The following is a 16,838-nucleotide window of genomic DNA, read 5'->3' as shown; positions in this document are numbered from 1 at the left end:
GAGAGGAGCGCGTCATGAGGGACGCGTACAGCAACGTCACCCTGCGGGAGACCCTGGCGATCGCCACCCGCACCGCATCATCGAACGGCACCGGCGTGGACCGGGCCACGAACGGCAGTCTGTTCCAGGACGCCATGGTCGTGGTGCACACCGGTGTCATCACCGATGGCACCCACACGATCGAGGTTCAGGAGTCCGACGACAACACCAACTTCACCGCGGTCGCCACGTCGGAGCTTCAGGGCGTCGAGCCGGCCATCGTCGCGGCCGACGACAACAAGCTGTTCGTCATCGGCTACAAGGGCCAGAAGCGCTACCTTCGCGCTGCGCTCACGGCGGCCGGTACGACGTCGGGCGGCACCCTCGGTGCGCAGGTCCTCCTGGCGAACCCTCGGGTCGCTCCGGTGGTGCACGCCTGATGCTGCGAATCCGAATCCTGGAGGCGGTCTCGGGCCTCGACTTCTCCTGGCAGCCGGGCGACCTGGTCGAACTGGCGGAGGAGGAGGCGGCGAAGTGGGCGGACGGATATCGCGCGGTGTGGGCGGACGAAATTCCGTCTCCGCCGCCGGTGGCTCCCGACCGGGTGCCGCCCGCCGACGATCTGTCACAGGCCGAGGCGTTCGACCCGGCCGAGCACAGCAACCGCGAGGTGCTGGCGTACCTCGTCGACGTCGGCGAGGAGGAGGCGGTGCGGGTGCTCGACGTCGAGGCCTCCGGCCAGAACCGGGCGGGCATCGCGAAGGAGCGGGAGACCGTCCTCGCGCAGGCCCGCGCGAACGATGAAACGCGCGCCGCCGCCGACCAGGCGGACGCCGAGCTGGCTGCCGAGGCCTCGCACGGTGGCGACCTGCGCGACGGCATCGAGACCCGGTAGAAGGAGGCGAGGGTGCCGTACGACCTCGGCGCGACAGCGCGCCTGACTGCTGAGTGCCGAGACCCGGACGGCACCCTCACCACCGCCGCCACGGCGGTACTCACCATCGGACTCCCCGACGGCACAAGCACGTCACCGCCCGTCGAGGAGACAGCCACCGGCCAGTACCAGGCCGACTACCCCACGGCGCAGGCCGGCCGCCATACCGTCCGCTGGCTCTTCACCGGCCCCGGCGCCGCGTACACCGACTCATTCGACGTTCGAGATGCAGTTCCTCCGTCGATCGTGTCGCTGTCCGACGCCATGGACCACCTCAACAAGAAGAGTGCAGCGGATCGGGATGAGGTCCGGTTCTGGGTCGAGGCAACGACCCGGGCCGTGGAGTGGTTCGTCGGTCCGGTCGTTGTCCGTACGGTCACCGAGGTTCACCCGGTGCGCCTGGTCGAGGCCCTGGCCCTGCGCCAGGTCCCTGCCCTGACGCTCACCTCGGTGGCCTCGGTGCTGTCCGGGGGCACGTCGTACGAGGTCGCTGGCCTCGACCTCGACGAGTCGACAGGCATCGTGCGGTTGCGCACTGGCGGCTGCTTCACCGGGCCGCTCCGGGTCACGTACGAGGCGGGGCGCCGCATCATCGACGCGAACATCACCGCAGCCGCCCGCATCATCCTTCAACACCTGTGGAGAACTCAGCAGGGGCCGGGCCGGCCACAGCTCGGCGTCGGTGACTTCGACGTCACCGAGCCGATCCCGGGCCTGGGATATGCGATTCCGAACCGGGCTGTGCAGCTGCTCAACCCGGACCAGATCCCCCCAGGGATGGCGTAATGGCGACCTCTGCAGTACCCGGCGCAATCGCTGCGCTGCTGGCCGTGCTTCGGGCCGCACCGGCCCTGGCCGAGGTGAACGTCATTGACGGGCCCCCGGTCGGCGACATGTCCGACCAGGACCTGCTCGCGGTCGGCTGGTCCCCCGACGGCGACACCGCGGCCGAGACCGTGCAGGACTTCGCGTACGCGGGTGCGAGGCGGCGAGACGAGGACTTCACGATCGCGGGCTGGATTGATACCTGGTCCGGCGACTCCGATGTGAGCGTCTGCCGGCTGCGGGCCTTCGAGCTCCTGGCCGTCGTCGAGGACGCGATCCGCGCGACCGGCCCGAACCCGGAGGCACCGACGCTCAACGGCGCAGTGCAGTGGGCGCACCTCACCCGCGGCGTGCTCCACCAGTCCAACACCGACCAGGGCATTCGCGCGGGCCTCGCCTTCACGGTGACCTGCCGCGCCCGCATCTGACCATCCCCACATGAGGAGTTACGCCATGGCGCGAGTGCGCTACATCGGCGCCGAGCCGGTCACCGTGCCGGAGCTCGGCAGCCGCACTGTCCACCCGGACGAGGTCGTCCAAGTCCCTGACGGCCGGTACGAGGGCTACGCCTGCCAGCCCCACGTATGGGAGGGAGTCGAGGAGCCCAAGGCCTCCGAGGCCCCAGCCCCTGGGCTGAAGAAGACCAGCGCGGCCAAGGCCGCCGACACCAAGACGGGGGCCTGACATGGCGATCGGATCCGGACTCGGGGCGCAGGTCGGCATCGCGGCCGAGACCACCTACGGCACCTACGTGGCCCCCACCAAGTTCGTGGAGTTCACGAAGGAATCCCTTCAACTGAAGAAGGTGACGGCACAGTCCGCAGGCATCGCGGCCGGGCGCCTGATGCCGCTGTCGTCCCGGCGCGTGGTCACCCAGCGCTCGGCCGCCGGCAGCCTGGACATGGAGGTCACCAACAAGGCGATGGGAGTCCTGCTCCAGTCGCTGATGGGTACGACAGTGACGCCGGTGCAGCAGGCTGCCACGGCGGCGTACCTCCAGACTCACCTCCTGGCCGACGTCGCGGGCAAGAGCCTCACGCTGCAGAAAGGTCTCCCGCTCACCACGGGCACTGTGACGAGGAAGAACTTCCTGGGTTGCAAGGTGATCTCGGCGGAGTTCTCGTGCGAGGTTGGCGGCATGCTGACTGTCTCGTTCGAGCTCGACTGCAAGGACGTTGAGGAGACGTCGGTGCTCGCGGTCGCCACGTACCCGAGCATGTCGCCGTTTCACTTCGGGCAGATGTCGGTGAAGACTGGTACGTACGCGTCCGAGGTGGCGCGTGACGGCATTCGCAAGGTCAGCGTCAAGATCGAGCGGCCGCAGGCGACCGAGCGTTACTACGCCGGCCAGTCGGGCACGAAGGCCGAGCCGATCACCAACGACCAGGTGAAGATCACCGGTTCGCTGGAGGGCGATTACGTCGACACCGTGCTCGATGACCTGCACACCAGCGACGGCGGGATGTCATTCGTGTGGGACTTCACCGGCCCGATCATCGCCGCGTCCAACCCGGAGCGGTTCACCGTGAAGCTCCCCGTGATCAAGCTCGACGACGCACCGCCGACCGTCGAAGGCTTCGACCTGGTCAAGCCGACGTTCAACTTCACCGGGCTGTCGAACGGCACGAACGTCCCGTCGATCGAGTACATGTCCACGGACATCACCCTCTGAAATCTGAGCCCGTTCCCGCAGTACGATTCGAACGCCGTGTGGGGACGCGGCTCGGGGGAGGCAAGGGCGTGGGGATTGCTGGCATATCGCGCGCTTGGGGTCGTCTGAAGAAGGCGATCAAGGTCGTGTATCAGGGGACCGTCGTCGTATCAGGCGTCGCGTTCTTCCTGATCATCGCTGTGGTCTTCGTGAAGGTCTCGTTCTTCCAGGACGATGACTCGACCCGCCGCGTATCCAACTCCCCAACGCCGGCCCCGCCTGAGACCCCAGTGACGTGGACGTTCCAGGGGACATCCTGCGCGGATGGCTGGTCGTCCCAGTCCATTGGAAGGCAGGGGGCTTGCAGCAGCCACGGAGGAGTTGCCAGTTCGTGGGTTGCTGAAGGCGGCACCACCGTGATCTGCCGCAACAGGCCCCCTCGAACCCAGGAGCAGATCAACCGCCAGGTCGAGGCGTTCGGCCACATCGTCTGTTGATCTGCCTCGCCCTTGGCGCCTTCTACCGGGAGGTGTCAGGTGGCTGTTTCCTCCGTACGAATCCTCGGTACCGGTCAGCTCCTGGACCTGCAACGCAGGCTCAGGGCGGCCGGTGGCGAGCACATCCGCAGCAGCATGCAGCGGCGGATCAGGCGTGCGGGCGAGCCGCTGCGCGATGACCTGAAGAACACAGTCAGTAGCCTGCCCATTCGATCGGCAGGCCGCGCCTCCGGGAAGCGCGGGGGCCCGTCCCCGACGACCAGGCCCATGCGCGCCACGATCGCGGCCGCGATCCGGATCAGTGTCCGAACTGCCGGCAACCCTGGCGCGCGAGTCTGGGTGGATCTCGCTCGGCTGCCGCGCGACCTGCGGACCATGCCCGGCGTGCTGAACGACGGAGGCCGCGGGGGCACGCCCGGCCGCATCCGCCATCCAGTGTTCGCCAACCGCCGTCGGTGGGCGACCCAGACCACGACCCCCCTGTGGTGGGACAAGACCGTCCGCACCCATACCCCCCGTATGACCGCCGAGGTCAACCGCATCCTCGATGACGTTCGCCGCCAACTTGAGTAGGGAACCCATCATGATCATTGTTTACACGCCCGAGGGCGGAGAGCCGGAGCAGTACGACGTCCGGACCCTGCTGTCGTCGGAGGCATCCATCGTCGGCCGGACTATCGACAAGACGTGGCCGGCCATCAAGGAGGGGCTGCCACTCGATGACCTTGACGCCATGCGGGGCATCGTCTGGGTCTTGCGGAAGCGTCACGCTCCGACCCTGCGGTTCGCGGAGTTCGATCCCGGTGTTGAGGAGCTGACCACCCGCTACGACAAGCGGGAGATCGAGGACTGGGTGAACAACGGCTTCGCCTACCGGGCCACTGACCCGACCGTGACGATCGAGCAGGTCGTCCTGGCGCTCGCCGAGGTACCGGAGGCAGCGGCCGATCCGGAGCACGCCCGCGCGTACATCGAGAAGTGCCAGGCCGAGGCTGAGGGAAAAGACCCGTCCCCGGCCGGGGAAGCATCGGCAGCGTCGGAGGCCGCACCCGAGCCGACGACGTCCTCGATCTCGACATCCCAGATCTCCGAGCCCAGTACCTCGGACTCTTCGCCCACCTCCTCCACCTCGGACCCCGCGACGTCGACGAGCTGATCGTCGACGACTTCTACGCGCTCGTCATCTGGATGGACGCCCACCAGCAGGCCCAGCAATCCGGAGGTGAGTGATGGCGTCCACCCGCCTGACGTTCGTGCTCGATGGTCGCGACGGTCTGACCCCCGTCATGCGTCGCGCGGGTGAGTCCTCAGAGGATTTCCGTCGGCGCCTTCAGCGGGTGACAGGCGGCGCGAGTTCGGACCTGCGCGCGTTCACACAGGACGCGGACGGCCGGCTGCGGGACCTTCGCGGCCGCTTCCTCACGACGTCGGACGCGGCCCGGCTCACGGGCCTCCGCATCACGGGGGCCCGGCGCAGTACGGCGGACTGGTCGGCCGTTGCGGACCGCGCGTCAACGGTGGGCGAGAAACTCGCAGCGTCGCTGATCAGCCTGGCCCCGGCAGCGATCCCGGCCGCCGCGTCCCTGGCGCCGCTCGCCGCCGGGGCCGGCGCCGTGGCCATCGCCGCCATTGCCTTCACGGGCGCGCTGATCCCGCAGATCTCCGCCCTTTCCGAGGCGGGCGAGGCACAGCAGAAGTACGAGGACGCGGTCAGTAAGAGCGGCCGCACGTCCGAAGCAGCGATCACGGCGCAGCTGGCATATCAGCGGGTGCTGGCGGATCTACCGCCGGAGACTCGCGAAGCCGCGGTTGCGCTCGGACTGCTGAAAGACTCGGCCAAGAACTGGTCCGACAGCTTGGCCGACGACACGATGCCGGCCTTCAACAAGGGCCTCGCGATCGCCAACGGCCTGCTCCCGAAAACCGAGGGTCTGGTCAAGGGCACGGGGCACGAGCTCGACCGCATGATGACGGTCCTCGGTGGCGAGATGGCGTCACCCGGCCTGGACCGGGTCACCCAGAAGTTCACGAAGTTCTCGAACGACACTCTTCGCAAGGTCGACGACCAGCTCATCCATCTGATGCGGACCGTGGACACCGGTGAGGTCGGCGGCGGTCTCAGCGAGTTCATGGCCTTCGCCCGCGAGCAGGGCCCGGTCGTTGCGGAGACTCTCGGCAACGTCGGCCAGGCGCTGGGCAATGTCCTCGTCGGGGCCTCGGGTGTCGGTGTCTCGCTGCTCGACGTCGTCAACGGTTTGTCGGGGATCGTGGCGGCGGTCCCACCTGACGCGGTCAGTACGATCCTCCAGCTGGTCGTAGCGATCAAGCTTGCGAAGTTGGCGGCGGCCGGCATGGCCGCGGGTCGTGCAGCGATGGCCGCATTCACTGCGGAGATCGTCGCGATGCGGTCGGCTGCTGCCGCGGCACCGGGCCGTCTGGCTGCGGTCACTGCCGGGATTGGCGCCATGTCGCGAGGCGCGAAGATCGCCCTGGCCGGCGCCGGTATTGGACTGCTCGTTATCGGCCTTATGGAACTGTCGCAGATGGGGAAGTCTGCGCCACCGGACATCGACAAGATGACGTCCAGCCTGGGCCGGTTCGCCGACTCGGGCCAAGTCGCGGGAGAAACGGCCAGAGTCTTCGGCAAGGACCTGAGCGGCCTCATGGCCAGCCTCAACCTCATGTCGGCCAAGGACGGCGACGAGTTCTTCAAGCGGTTCAACGACAACCCCATCTCGTTCAAGGACGCGAAGAAGGAAGTCGAGGCGCTCGACAAGTCCTTGGCTGGTCTCGTGGCCGGCGGCAAGGCCGACCTGGCCGCGGCTGCTCTGGCCCGCATCAAGAAGCAGATGGGCGAGAACAACTACGAGACAGCTGGCCTGAACACCAAGCTCACCGAGTACAAGGAAGCGCTGGCGGACAAGGCGTTCGAGGAGCAGCTGGCCGCCCAGTCGATGGGCTTGTTCGGTACGCAGGCTCAGCAGGTGCAGGCGAAGCTCGACGCGCAGAAGTCCAGCGCGGATGGGCTGCGGCAGAGCATCAGTGCGCTGAACGAATCCCACCGGCAGGGTCTGGGCGGGATGATCGGGTTCGAGGCTGCGATCGATGCTGCCACGAAGGCGATCAAGGGCAACGAGGAAGCCCTGTCAATCTCTGGCGGGCAGCTCAACCTCAACAGCGAGAAGGCCCGGACGGCAGCCACTGCGCTGAACGACCTGGCGTCGAAGACGGATGAGGCGGCAGCGCAGGCCCGGGAGTCCGGGGCGTCATGGTCGACCGTCAACGGCATCTATGCCCGCGGCCGCGAGAAGCTGATCGCGACAGCCGACGCCATGGGACTGAACCGGGATGAGGCCCGGAAGCTCGCGGACCAGATCCTGAAGACACCGGACAAGACCGCCCGCCTGAAGGGGAACCTGGAGGATCTGGCGGCAAAGCTGGCCGACGCGAAGAGTCGGTTGGCGAAGGTTCCTGACTCGCGCAAGGCGCAGGTCAAGGCGAACATCGGCGATCTTCAGGCGAAGATCGCGCAGGCGAAGCGAGAGCTTGCCGCGATGGATGGGCGAACCGCTACCGCCAGCGTGATGGTGCAGTACCGGTCATCACACTCGGGTGTGTCCAGCTTCGCGAAGTCCATCGGCGGGTTCGCCTCCGGTGGCAAGCCGAAGCCGGGCGAACTGGCCTGGGTTGGCGAGCAGGGCCCCGAGCTCATGCGTTTCGGTGGGGGCGGGACGGAGATCTACTCCCACTCCGACAGCATGGCGATGGTGTCTGATGCGGCGCGGGCCGGCCGGGACGCGAGTGCGGGGCTGCGGTCCGGCATGGGCGTGTCGACGGATGCCGTCACGGCTGGTGGCCGGGGTCTTGGGGCTGCGGTCCTGTACGGGATTCGGGATGAGCTGGAGATCGCGAGCCCGTCGAAGAAGACGAAGGCGCTCGCGGCCGACGCGGGCCGGGGCCTGATCATCGGGCTGACCGGGTCCAAGGGCAAGATCAGTGCAGTCTCGAAGGATCTGGTCAGGGACATCTGGGCTGCGTGGAGGGGCTCGCGGACCACGAAGGATTCCCGGCTGGTCGCGATGGTCAACCGCGACACGAAGCGGTTGCAGGTCCTGGCCAAGAGGCGGGACGACATTGCCGCAACGATCGCGACGGCGAAGAAGTTCGCGGGCACTGTCACGGCAGCCGCGCGTCAGGAAACGACGCTGGGGCAGCTCGGTATCGCGGACGGCGAAGTGTCGGCCGGCAGCATCAAGGCCGGGTTGGCGGCGAAGCTGGCGAAGATCAAGACCTTCACCAGCTACATCGGGACCCTGGCCAAGCGCGGCCTGTCCAAGGGCCTCATTCGGCAGATCCTCGACATGGGTCCGGAGCAGGGGTACGCCTACGCGTCGGCCCTGGCTGGTGCTTCGTCCACCACGCTGAAGTCCATCAACTCCACTCAGACCGCGCTCGACTCGGCCACGACGTCGCTGGGCAAGGCCGGGGCGGACGCTATGTACGACTCGGGCTCACAGGCCGGGGCCGGGTTCCTGAAGGGGCTGACGTCGCAACAGGACGCGATCGAGACGCAGATGACGAAGATCGCGAAGGGGATGCAGACGGCCATCAAGAAGGCGCTGGGCATCAAGTCGCCCAGCACGGTGATGGCGCAGGTCGGCCGGTACTCCACGGAGGGCCTGGCGCAAGGACTGACGCAGCCCATGCCGATGCTCGACGCCGCACTCGGCGAGGTGTCCGGGCGGGTCGCCGGGATGCAGCCGGTCATCGGCCGGCCCGCGGTCATGGGCGGTGGGGGTGGCGTGGTCTACAACGTGGCGGTCACCGTCGAGCAGGCCATGGACCCGGTCGCGGTGGGCCGGGAGGTGCAGCGGGTGCTGGTGCAACTGGGCCGTGCGCAGGGCGCCACGGTGAACCTGAGCGTGGGGAGGTAGCCGTGCCGGTCCTTGTGGAGATGGGCTGGGGTGGGCTGATCCAGTCCCAGGAGAGCATTCTGTGGTCGGACGTCACCCGCCGGGTGGATCAGGTCCAGGGGGTGTCGATCACCCGGGGCGCGGCGGATGAACTGTCCGAGATCCAGCCGGGCACGGCGTCACTGCGGCTCGACAATGCGGACGGGGCTCTGACACCGGGGAACCCGGACAGCCCGTTCTACCCGCATGTCCGGCCCAACGCACCGCTCAGGATCAGTCAGGCGGTCGTGCCTGTCCGGTCCGGGGCGGCGCCGTACTCACTGTCGATGCTGGGCGACGCCTTCGACAGTGGCGTGATGGACCCGACGATGTGGACGTCGTCCGGTGGGGCGGTGCAGACAGGGGGTCGGCTGCGGCTACCGGTCGTGTCGGGTGTCGTGTCCCGGCAGACGTCGATTCGGGAATGGTCGCTGGCGGGGGCATCCCTGCCGGTGAAGCTGTCCACGGCGCCCGGGGCGAACGGCTCGTCGTCGACGTCGGTGTCGATGTGGATCTACTCGCAGACGTCTGGGACGCGGGTCCGCTGGTCGTACAACGCCGTAACCAACCAGCTGCGGGCGGCGTCCGAGGTGGGGTCTACGGACGCCGGTGCCGTCACTGTCCCGTATGACCCGATCGCCCATGCGTGGCTGCGCATTCGCGAGAGCAGCGGCGTCCTTCGTTTCGAGGCGAGCCCGGACGGGTGGGACTGGACGGTCTACCGGTCGCTGCCCACCCCGGCGTGGGTGGCCACGGACACCGTGCAGGTGGAGTTCACGGCGACCCGCACCGGTGGCACCGCGGACTACATGGAGTGGGATCTCCTCGGCGCGAAGGTGCGGCCGCGCTTCTACGGCATGGTCAACGAGTGGCCAGTGCAGTGGGAAGGGCTCTTGTCGTCCGTCTCCATCTCGGCAACGGACCTGTTCAAGCGCCTCAACCGGCAGCCGCCGCTTCGCAGCATGCTGGGCATGGAGGTGCTGACCAGGGACACGACGACCGGGACGTTCAGCTTCCCGGCCGCGTACTTCCCGCTGTCCGAGCCCGCCGAGTCGTCGTCCGCCGGCTCCGTCGTGGGGTCGGGGATCGGCGCCCTGGCGTCCACGCAGGTGGGGGCTGGCGGGAGCCTGGTTTTCGGTGGGGACGGTGTCCCCGAAACCGGGGAGAGCGCACCGACGTTCACCCCCGCGTCGGCGACGGCGGGCCGGTACCTGGTCGGGGACCTCGGCCCGCAGATGGCGGCGAACATGGCGACGTGGCTGATCCACACACAGGTGTGGATCAAGACGTCGACGGCGGGCCGGGCGATCCTCGGCCTGCACGACCCTTCGCTGACGGTACAGCTGGTGCTCGCCCTCAACGGCAGCGGCATCCTGACCGTGGAGTCGACACAGGACGGCACCGCGCTCACCGTCGCGACCACAACCAGCGGCAACCTTGCCAACGGGGCGTGGCACCACATCGTTTACGACGGGGCCGCAAAGCGCGTCTACGTGGACGGGGCGGCTGTCGGCGGAACACTGCTGGCCGCGTCGACACCGGACGTGCGAACCATGTACGTGGGCGGCTACCGGTCGGCCCGTCTGTTCTCCGGGCAGATCGCGCACGTGTCCCTCCATCTGGCTACTGGCCCGGTCGGCTCGGTGTACGCCGTGTCCTCGGACGCGCGCACCGGATTCAGCGGCGAGTCGTCGGACTGGCGAGTCGAGCGTCTCGCCCGGTACGCGGGCCTGGACTCGGTCACGCTCCTCGGGACCACATTCGATCCCGTCGCATCGCAGGGGCCCGCCGGCACGTCGGTTGTAGCCCGGCTGCGGGAAGTCGAGACCACGGAGAGCGGCAAGCTGTTCGCAGAGAGGGATTACTACGGGCTGGCGTACCAGTCCCGTGACCTGCGGTACAACCCCGATCCGTTCGACGAGACGTTCACGATCGCCTACGCCGACGTCGAACCCGGGACACGGCTGGCTGACGACGATCAGAAGCTGTGCAACCAGGTGGAGGCATCCCGGCCGGGCGGGGCGACGCAGATCGTCAGCGAGCCAGCGTCCGTCACCGAGTTCGGCCTGTACGAGCAACAGCTGAACGTGCTCAAGACCACGGACAACTCGGTCGCGGATGCCGCGGCCTGGCTGGTGTCCCGGTACGCCGACCCACAACCCGAGCTGCGCGAGGTGCCGATCGAAGCCGCGACGCTGCCCGAGTTCCTCGACATCCTCGACGCGGACATCTCGAACTATTTCACCGTGTACGACCTGCCCGCGGAGAGCAACGCACCGGAGATGCGCGTCACCGTCGAGGGCTACACCGAAACGATCAAAGAGAACAGCCATCTGATCCAGTTCCGGACCAGCGCGAGCAGCCGGGACAGCGTCTGGGTCCTCGACGATCCGGCCTACTCCCAGCTCGGCTACACCACCCGCCTCGCCTACTGACGGAGAACTCATGGGTGCCACAGCACTGCCCGCCACCGCCATCGTGCAGGCGGAAACGTACTACCTGCCGCCACCGCCGAGGCGCGGCCAGCCCACACAGGACTGGTCGCAGATCCCCGGTGCGGAGCTCGTCTACCTGTGGGCTGAGACCCACCTGCACCGCCGGGTCTCTGTCCCCACCGCTACCGTCCCGGACCACCCCGGCCTGTATGCGCGGATCGATGACGGTCGTTGGCTGGCCGAGTGCGACGCCTGCGGGTCTGCGTGGATCGTGTCGGTCAATGACCCGCGGTTCGGGTGCGTGATGTGCATGCGGGACTGGGTGCCGCTGATCCTGCCCGACGACGTGGCGGCCGCGGAGGCTCAGGCGCTGGCCCTCGATCGCCGGTTCTGGTGGAACCTTGCCGACCCGACCAACCCCAACGTGCCCATCGTGGACCCGGGGCCGGTCCAGCCTGAGGTGCAGTCGTGACCGTCGCTCCCCGTACCTGGGGTGCGGGCGAAACGGTCACGGCCGCGCTGATGAACCAGGAGATCCGCGACCAGCTGAACTCGTTCTTCGGTGCGTGGACGCCGTACACCCCGACCTGGACCGCATCGACTACGAACCCCGTCCTCAACAACGGGACACTGACCGGCCGGTACATGAAGCTGGGCAGGATCGTGTTCTGCAACATCAATCTCACCACCGGGTCCACCACCACCTACGGATCCGGCGACTACGGGTTCAGTCTCCCCGCCACCGCGGCCGCGAGCGGAATGGCTGCCGTCGGCCAGGCCCAGCTTCTCGGTGTCGCCCGGTGGGCTGGGCAGATGGTCATCTCGTCCGGGGCCGGCACGACCGCCCCGTTCTTCTCCGACAGCGCGACGAACACCCGGCTGACGTGGATGAATCCGACGAAGCCCGAGACCCACGCTGCTGGCGCGCAACTCAGGATGACGTTCACCTACGAATCCGCCACCTGACCCACCCCGTACACCCCGCCCCGAGCCGATCCGGCCGGGGCTTTCGTATGCCCTGGAGGGCTCGATGTCATCACCCGTACCGGCCGTCGGCCGGATCGTCCACTACGTCAGCTACGGCACCCCCGGCGGCGAGTACACCTCGCAGTGCCGGGCCGCCGTCATCACTGCTGTGCACGGACCGTTCCTCGTGGATCTCGCGGTGCTGAATCCGGAGGGCATGTTCTTCAACCGCGAGGTGACCCATGGCGAGCCGAAGGCCAACGGTTCGCACGAGGGCGGCGGCTGGCACTGGCCGGAGCGCGTCTGATGGCCGGCAGGTACGCCGATGTGGCCCGTGTTCTTAAGGGCGAGGTCGGCTACCGCGAAGGGTTCAGCGGCGGGCACTGGAACAACAAGCAGAAGTACTCAGCTTCGGTGCCCGGCCTGGCGTGGTCCGACTATCAGGCGTGGTGCTGCACGTTCACGTCCTGGGCGTTCCAGACCGCTGGCCTGCCGAAGGGCTCGTACCCGGTCACCGCGTCGTGCGCGACGGCAACGAACTGGTGGAAGAAGGCCGGTCGCTGGTCGGAGTTCCCCGCGGTCGGCGCGCAGGTCATGTTCGGGCCTGGCGGCGGGTCTCACACCGGGATCGTCATCGGCTACGACGACACCACGATCACCACGATCGAGGGCAACACCAACACCAGCGGCAGTGCCGAGGGTGACGGCGTGTACCGCAAGGTCCGGCAGCGCCGGGACGCCTACGTGTACGGCTACGGCTACCCCGACTACCCCGGCGGCATCACGTCCGCCGACCCCACCTGGAAGAACCCGAGCATCGAGGAGGACCCCATGGCGGGGATGACGAAGAAGGACATCTACGACGCGGTGTGGCGGACGGACGCCATCGCTGGCCCGGGGGATGCAGCGGACCACAAGACCAACCCAACGTGGCAGCCGCAGAGCATCCTCAAGGACCTGCAGGCCCGGGTCCGTTCGACGGACAAGCGGGTCGCCGCGATGAGTGCCGCGATCACTGCACTGGCCGGGCAGGTCGGCAAGGGCGCGGACACCGCGAAGATCGTGGCCGCCGTCACTGCCGCGATCGAGTCCGCCGTCATCGACGTCAACATCAACACCCCGGAGTCCTGACCCATGCGCATCTTCGGCCGTGAACCGGCTCTCATCATCGCCACGATCAGCGGCGCCCTGTCCCTGCTTGTCAGCTTCAACTTCGGGCTGTCCGGGGAGCAGGCTGGTGCGATCGTTGCTGTCGTATCCGGCGTGTTCGCCGCAGCAACGGCGGCCATCACCCGGCCAGTCGCACCCAGCGCGTTCACCGGGCTCGTCGCTGCTGCGGTGGCCCTGCTCGCGGCCTACGGGTTCGCCGTGTCGGCCGAGACCGTCGGTGGTCTGAACGCCCTGGTACTCGCCGTCCTGGCGCTGCTGACTCGCGGGCAGGTCGCCCCTGCTGAGAAGCGGCCCGCCCGCCCGACGGGTATCTGAGCTGCCGACCTGAGCGCACTGGAGGAACGTGTGGACGCTGCCATGTTGACCGCGCTGGGTGCACTGCTGGCCAGTCCGGTTGCTGCGGCAGCGGCCGCCTACGGGTCCCGGGGCGCCACGAGAGCGGCCCGGGAGGGCGGAGTCATCACCGGATACGACAGCCTCACTGCACGGCTCACTGCTGAGCGGGACAAGGCGGAGTTGGACCAGGCGGCAGCCGAGCAGCGCGCGGCCGCACTGGAGTTGGAAGTGTCCCGTCTGCGGTTCCTCGTAACCCAGCTCGGGGGTACACCGTGACCAGGGCGGAGCACCTGTTGTACCGGCGCCGTGTCCTGCTGTGGATCGTGGCCGCCCTCCTCTTCCTGGGGGGCGCGGTCGCGGTGGCGTTCTTGCAGATCGATAAGGCGCAGGCGCGCGGAGACCAGCTGGCGACGGAAGCGGACCGCCGCGGTACCGCCGTGTCGAAGCTGGCCACGGATGTGCGGAAGTTGCGCGCGCAGGTGCAGGCGCGCGGTGGCACCCCGGCCGCGCCGGATCCGGGTGATGCGGTGGAGGATCTGCCGGCCCGTGCCGCAGTGCCGGTGCCGATCCCTGGCCCTCCGGGGCCGCGTGGGGAGCAGGGCGAGCGCGGCGCCCCGGGCGCGGCGGGCACCCCGACCCCGGGCCCGTCGGGAGCGTCCGGGGCGGACGGTGCTGCTGGCGTCCCGGGAGCGGCTGGCCCTGTCGGTCCGGTCGGCCCGGCTGGGCCGCAGGGCGAGCAGGGACCAGCCGGTGCCCCCGGGCCTGCGGGCAAGGACGGCGCGGCCGGGCGCGACGGCGTCAACGGCCAGACGTGCCCGGCTGGGTACAACTTGCAGCCGCCGCCGGGTGATCCGGATGGACTGATGTGCCGGCGCGACCCCCCGACCGCCCCCGACCCGGCATCGAACCCTACGGTCCTGGGCCTGCCCGTGGACCGCCGCCGCACTTGAGCGCATGCCCCCTGTCCCGGCTTCGGCCGGCGGCGGGGGGCGCTTTCGTGCGCTCGGGGTCAGCCCCGTCGTCCCGCTCCATCCGGCCACACCACATCTACTGGCACTCCAGCGGCTCGGGCTTCCTCCACCGTGTCGGCTGTGCCCCCACCCTTCTCCGAAGGAGGGCTACCGTCCCAGACGGCGACGAGCCGATCAGCACGCTTCAAGAGCTCGGCGTTGGCCGCCTCGTAGGCGCCGCGGTTCGCGGTGTCGTGCGGCAGCGTAAGCACCTCGACGGCAGTTTCGACAAGGTGGTCGAAGACTGCCGCGTGCTCTGGCTTGACCTTCCGGGCGCGGTAGTCCTGTGAGGGGATCACGACCACCAGCCTTCCTCCTGCGGCGGTGACTTCCTCGGCAAAGAGGCTGTCGGCTCCCGCCGCGATGCACGAGACCCCGATCAAGTCCTCGCTGTGCGCGGTCAGCAGGCGGCGAAGAGCCTCGCGCACGAGCGGCACGCTTTCGTCTGTCAGGTCCATATGCCCGGTCACGGCCAATGTCGTCATGCGCCCGTCCCTCAGCTCGACAGCAGGTCGCGGATACTATCGCGCGCCTCCCGCACCGGGCGCGAGGCGCTGTGTCCCACGGTGTAGGGATACAGCTGTCTGAGCTGAGTACGGACACGCCCCGACTGTGTGCCTCGCGCGGCCTGCACGGCGAGGGTTGTTTCGGCGGCTGCCGCCCGGATGTCGCCAGCGAGAAACTGGCATTCCGCCAGGCCGATACGGTCGAGCGCATGAGATCGCCCAGCCTCGGGGCCGCGGTATGCGAGGGCAGTCCGGATCTCGTCGGCTGCCTGGGTGGCGTGCTGGCGCGGGTCGGTTCGGGCGAGGTCGAGAAGCCGTCCCCCGGTTACGCCCGCGAGTTCTGCTTCGTCGAAGTACGCGATCCAATATGGCTCGTCGCCATCCGCGCCAGCAGCGGCAAGATCTTCGGCCGCCTTGGTGGTGGCCCGGTGGAACCCGGCGACGCGCCCTTGTGCAGCGTAGGCCCAGGCTTCGCGGGTGTGGAGCATGGCTCGGGCCCGGGGGCCAATCACGTCGCGGGCACCTTCCTGCGCAAGGTGGATCAGCTGTAGCGCGTCGTCCGGCCGGTCGCGATAGAGCATCTGCCGGGCCATCCCGGCCAGTACGTTGGCTCCGAAGACGACGTCACCTCCGGCGTGAGCTGCGCGAAGGGCGAGGCGGTAGTAGTCCTGAGCCCGCCGATGCAGTCCTGAGTCCCACGCCATGGTCGCAGCAGTGCCGGCCAGCTGCGCCATGACGCGGTACAACCGGTCGGCCACAGCCGGGGCCTGGTGGTCATCGAGGGCGCCGGAGACTTCGGCGAGCTGGCCGAGGACCGCTTTCCTTCGAAGGCCGCCACCGTACTGATGGTCCCACTGGCGGAAGGCGCGCGCGGTGGTCTCCAGTTCCTCGACTTCGCGCATGCCGAGTCGTCCCGGGCGGCGTTGTCCCGGGACGCTTGCGGCCGGGACGAGCCAGCCTTCGAGGCTGTCGAGGAGGGCGGCGCCGGTTACCGCGGCGCCGGCAAGGGCGCGGGTGAGGGCCCTTCGGTCCATCACGAGATCACTCCTGGTGAGGTGGGTGGCCAGGTCCACGGTGGCGTCGGGCCGCCACGGGATCTCGTCTGCGTCTGGCCGGTCACCTGGAGCGTCTGGCTGGTCCTGCTGTGCTGGGTGGTGTGTGCCCTCCCAGGGGCGTGCTGCGAGCCCGAGCAGGCTGCCCGGAATTCGGAGGCCGTCGGCGATCCGGCAGACGACCTCGAAGCTGGTGACGCGTTGGGCCCCGTTGATGATCGTGGACACCTTGCCGGGGGTGAGTTGGCAGGCGGACGCGATGCGGTTCTGGGAGAGGCCGCCCCACTTCTTGATCAGGGTGAAGACGGCTGCGAAGTCGTGCTCGATGAGCGCTGCCCGGAGGTCTGCTCTGTCGAGCACATCGGGGCTGAGCAGGCCGGGGGTGGTGGCATCCATGGGCTGACTTCCGTCGCGATCCTATGCACACGCAGGCGCCTTGCTGGAGGAGCAACGAGTGTATTACCGCATCGGTAACCCCCGCTGGTCATCCCGGAGTTAGCGCCGCAGGACGACGCTATTGAAGCG

General features: G+C 68.5%; 19 protein-coding genes. 17 read left to right on the top strand and 2 right to left on the bottom strand.

Translation table 11 applies throughout. The features are described from left to right. The first annotated feature begins 14 nt into the window (after positions 1–14). The 17 genes from OG912_RS16785 (at position 15) to OG912_RS16705 (ending at position 14,021) form a co-directional block, all read left to right on the top strand. On the top strand, positions 15–419 hold the full coding sequence (locus tag OG912_RS16785) for a hypothetical protein (protein WP_327710031.1): 405 nt from the start codon (positions 15–17) through the stop codon (positions 417–419). Beyond that, positions 419–874 (top strand): hypothetical protein, encoded by a 456-nt coding sequence (locus OG912_RS16780; protein ID WP_327710030.1) that lies wholly within the window; start codon positions 419–421, stop codon positions 872–874. The genes OG912_RS16785 and OG912_RS16780 overlap by 1 nt, the downstream gene beginning before the upstream one ends. 12 nt (positions 875–886) lie before the next feature. After that, positions 887–1,699 carry a hypothetical protein gene (locus OG912_RS16775; protein WP_327710029.1) on the top strand — a complete coding sequence of 271 codons (813 nt, stop codon included), beginning with the start codon at positions 887–889 and terminating at the stop codon, positions 1,697–1,699. Then, positions 1,699–2,166, top strand: a complete 468-nt coding sequence (locus OG912_RS16770; RefSeq protein WP_327710028.1) for a hypothetical protein — start codon at positions 1,699–1,701, stop codon at positions 2,164–2,166. Before OG912_RS16775 ends, OG912_RS16770 begins: the two co-directional genes overlap by 1 nt. A 25-nt stretch (positions 2,167–2,191) precedes the next feature. Beyond that, on the top strand, positions 2,192–2,422 hold the full coding sequence (locus OG912_RS16765) for a hypothetical protein (RefSeq protein WP_327710027.1): 231 nt from the start codon (positions 2,192–2,194) through the stop codon (positions 2,420–2,422). A gap of 1 nt (position 2,423) precedes the next feature. Continuing rightward, the gene (locus OG912_RS16760; RefSeq protein ID WP_327710026.1) at positions 2,424–3,410 is read left to right on the top strand and encodes a phage tail tube protein; all 987 of its coding nucleotides are present in this window, start codon (positions 2,424–2,426) and stop codon (positions 3,408–3,410) included. A 68-nt stretch (positions 3,411–3,478) separates the two neighbouring features. Beyond that, positions 3,479–3,886: a hypothetical protein gene (locus OG912_RS16755; RefSeq protein ID WP_327710025.1), complete on the top strand. Its 408-nt coding sequence runs from the start codon at positions 3,479–3,481 to the stop codon at positions 3,884–3,886. A 39-nt stretch (positions 3,887–3,925) separates the two neighbouring features. Beyond that, positions 3,926–4,459: a hypothetical protein gene (locus OG912_RS16750; protein ID WP_327710024.1), complete on the top strand. Its 534-nt coding sequence runs from the start codon at positions 3,926–3,928 to the stop codon at positions 4,457–4,459. Positions 4,460–4,469: 10 nt separating this feature from the next. After that, positions 4,470–5,042, top strand: coding sequence for a hypothetical protein (locus tag OG912_RS16745; RefSeq protein ID WP_327710023.1), 573 nt, complete (start codon positions 4,470–4,472; stop codon positions 5,040–5,042). A 73-nt stretch (positions 5,043–5,115) separates the two neighbouring features. After that, positions 5,116–8,820 carry a hypothetical protein gene (locus OG912_RS16740; RefSeq protein ID WP_327710021.1) on the top strand — a complete coding sequence of 1,235 codons (3,705 nt, stop codon included), beginning with the start codon at positions 5,116–5,118 and terminating at the stop codon, positions 8,818–8,820. 2 nt (positions 8,821–8,822) lie between these two features. After that, the gene (locus OG912_RS16735; protein WP_327710020.1) at positions 8,823–11,273 is read left to right on the top strand and encodes a LamG-like jellyroll fold domain-containing protein; all 2,451 of its coding nucleotides are present in this window, start codon (positions 8,823–8,825) and stop codon (positions 11,271–11,273) included. Between the two features lie 10 nt (positions 11,274–11,283). Beyond that, a complete protein-coding gene (locus OG912_RS16730) occupies positions 11,284–11,745 on the top strand; it encodes a hypothetical protein (protein ID WP_327710019.1) in 462 nt (153 codons plus the stop codon). Beyond that, positions 11,742–12,239, top strand: coding sequence for a hypothetical protein (locus tag OG912_RS16725; protein ID WP_327710018.1), 498 nt, complete (start codon positions 11,742–11,744; stop codon positions 12,237–12,239). The genes OG912_RS16730 and OG912_RS16725 overlap by 4 nt, the downstream gene beginning before the upstream one ends. Positions 12,240–12,303: 64 nt before the next feature. Then, positions 12,304–12,546: a hypothetical protein gene (locus tag OG912_RS16720; protein WP_327710017.1), complete on the top strand. Its 243-nt coding sequence runs from the start codon at positions 12,304–12,306 to the stop codon at positions 12,544–12,546. Next, entirely contained in the window at positions 12,546–13,370 is an 825-nt protein-coding gene (locus tag OG912_RS16715) for a CHAP domain-containing protein (RefSeq protein ID WP_327710016.1), read from the top strand. Before OG912_RS16720 ends, OG912_RS16715 begins: the two co-directional genes overlap by 1 nt. A gap of 3 nt (positions 13,371–13,373) precedes the next feature. Beyond that, positions 13,374–13,724 (top strand): hypothetical protein, encoded by a 351-nt coding sequence (locus tag OG912_RS16710; protein ID WP_327710015.1) that lies wholly within the window; start codon positions 13,374–13,376, stop codon positions 13,722–13,724. Positions 13,725–13,754: 30 nt separating this feature from the next. Next, complete coding sequence (locus OG912_RS16705) at positions 13,755–14,021, top strand: hypothetical protein (RefSeq protein WP_327710014.1); 267 nt, start codon at positions 13,755–13,757, stop codon at positions 14,019–14,021. Positions 14,022–14,754: 733 nt separating this feature from the next. Here OG912_RS16705 and OG912_RS16700 read toward each other — a convergent pair. Continuing rightward, positions 14,755–15,240: a hypothetical protein gene (locus OG912_RS16700; RefSeq protein WP_327710013.1), complete on the bottom strand. Its 486-nt coding sequence runs from the start codon at positions 15,238–15,240 to the stop codon at positions 14,755–14,757. Between the two features lie 11 nt (positions 15,241–15,251). Next, positions 15,252–16,709 (bottom strand): helix-turn-helix domain-containing protein, encoded by a 1,458-nt coding sequence (locus tag OG912_RS16695; protein WP_327710012.1) that lies wholly within the window; start codon positions 16,707–16,709, stop codon positions 15,252–15,254. Positions 16,710–16,838 lie beyond the last annotated feature (129 nt).

The organism is Streptomyces sp. NBC_00464, assembly GCF_036013915.1.
In the GTDB taxonomy this organism is placed as follows: domain Bacteria; phylum Actinomycetota; class Actinomycetes; order Streptomycetales; family Streptomycetaceae; genus Streptomyces.
The sequence above is the reverse complement of the archived record's forward strand: the minus strand, read 5'-3'. Positions and strand labels throughout refer to the sequence as shown.

What these genes read in the sequence shown, in the direction of transcription:
- OG912_RS16785 (WP_327710031.1), top strand. Translation starts at nt 15, where the DNA reads ATGAGGGACGCGTACAGCAACGTCACCCTGCGGGAGACCCTGGCGATC.
- OG912_RS16780 (WP_327710030.1), top strand. Translation starts at nt 419, where the DNA reads ATGCTGCGAATCCGAATCCTGGAGGCGGTCTCGGGCCTCGACTTCTCC.
- OG912_RS16770 (WP_327710028.1), top strand. Translation starts at nt 1,699, where the DNA reads ATGGCGACCTCTGCAGTACCCGGCGCAATCGCTGCGCTGCTGGCCGTG.
- OG912_RS16765 (WP_327710027.1), top strand. Translation starts at nt 2,192, where the DNA reads ATGGCGCGAGTGCGCTACATCGGCGCCGAGCCGGTCACCGTGCCGGAG.
- OG912_RS16760 (WP_327710026.1), top strand. Translation starts at nt 2,424, where the DNA reads ATGGCGATCGGATCCGGACTCGGGGCGCAGGTCGGCATCGCGGCCGAG.
- OG912_RS16745 (WP_327710023.1), top strand. Translation starts at nt 4,470, where the DNA reads ATGATCATTGTTTACACGCCCGAGGGCGGAGAGCCGGAGCAGTACGAC.
- OG912_RS16740 (WP_327710021.1), top strand. Translation starts at nt 5,116, where the DNA reads ATGGCGTCCACCCGCCTGACGTTCGTGCTCGATGGTCGCGACGGTCTG.
- OG912_RS16730 (WP_327710019.1), top strand. Translation starts at nt 11,284, where the DNA reads ATGGGTGCCACAGCACTGCCCGCCACCGCCATCGTGCAGGCGGAAACG.
- OG912_RS16720 (WP_327710017.1), top strand. Translation starts at nt 12,304, where the DNA reads ATGTCATCACCCGTACCGGCCGTCGGCCGGATCGTCCACTACGTCAGC.
- OG912_RS16715 (WP_327710016.1), top strand. Translation starts at nt 12,546, where the DNA reads ATGGCCGGCAGGTACGCCGATGTGGCCCGTGTTCTTAAGGGCGAGGTC.
- OG912_RS16710 (WP_327710015.1), top strand. Translation starts at nt 13,374, where the DNA reads ATGCGCATCTTCGGCCGTGAACCGGCTCTCATCATCGCCACGATCAGC.
- OG912_RS16700 (WP_327710013.1), bottom strand. Translation starts at nt 15,240, where the DNA reads ATGACGACATTGGCCGTGACCGGGCATATGGACCTGACAGACGAAAGC.
- OG912_RS16695 (WP_327710012.1), bottom strand. Translation starts at nt 16,709, where the DNA reads ATGGATGCCACCACCCCCGGCCTGCTCAGCCCCGATGTGCTCGACAGA.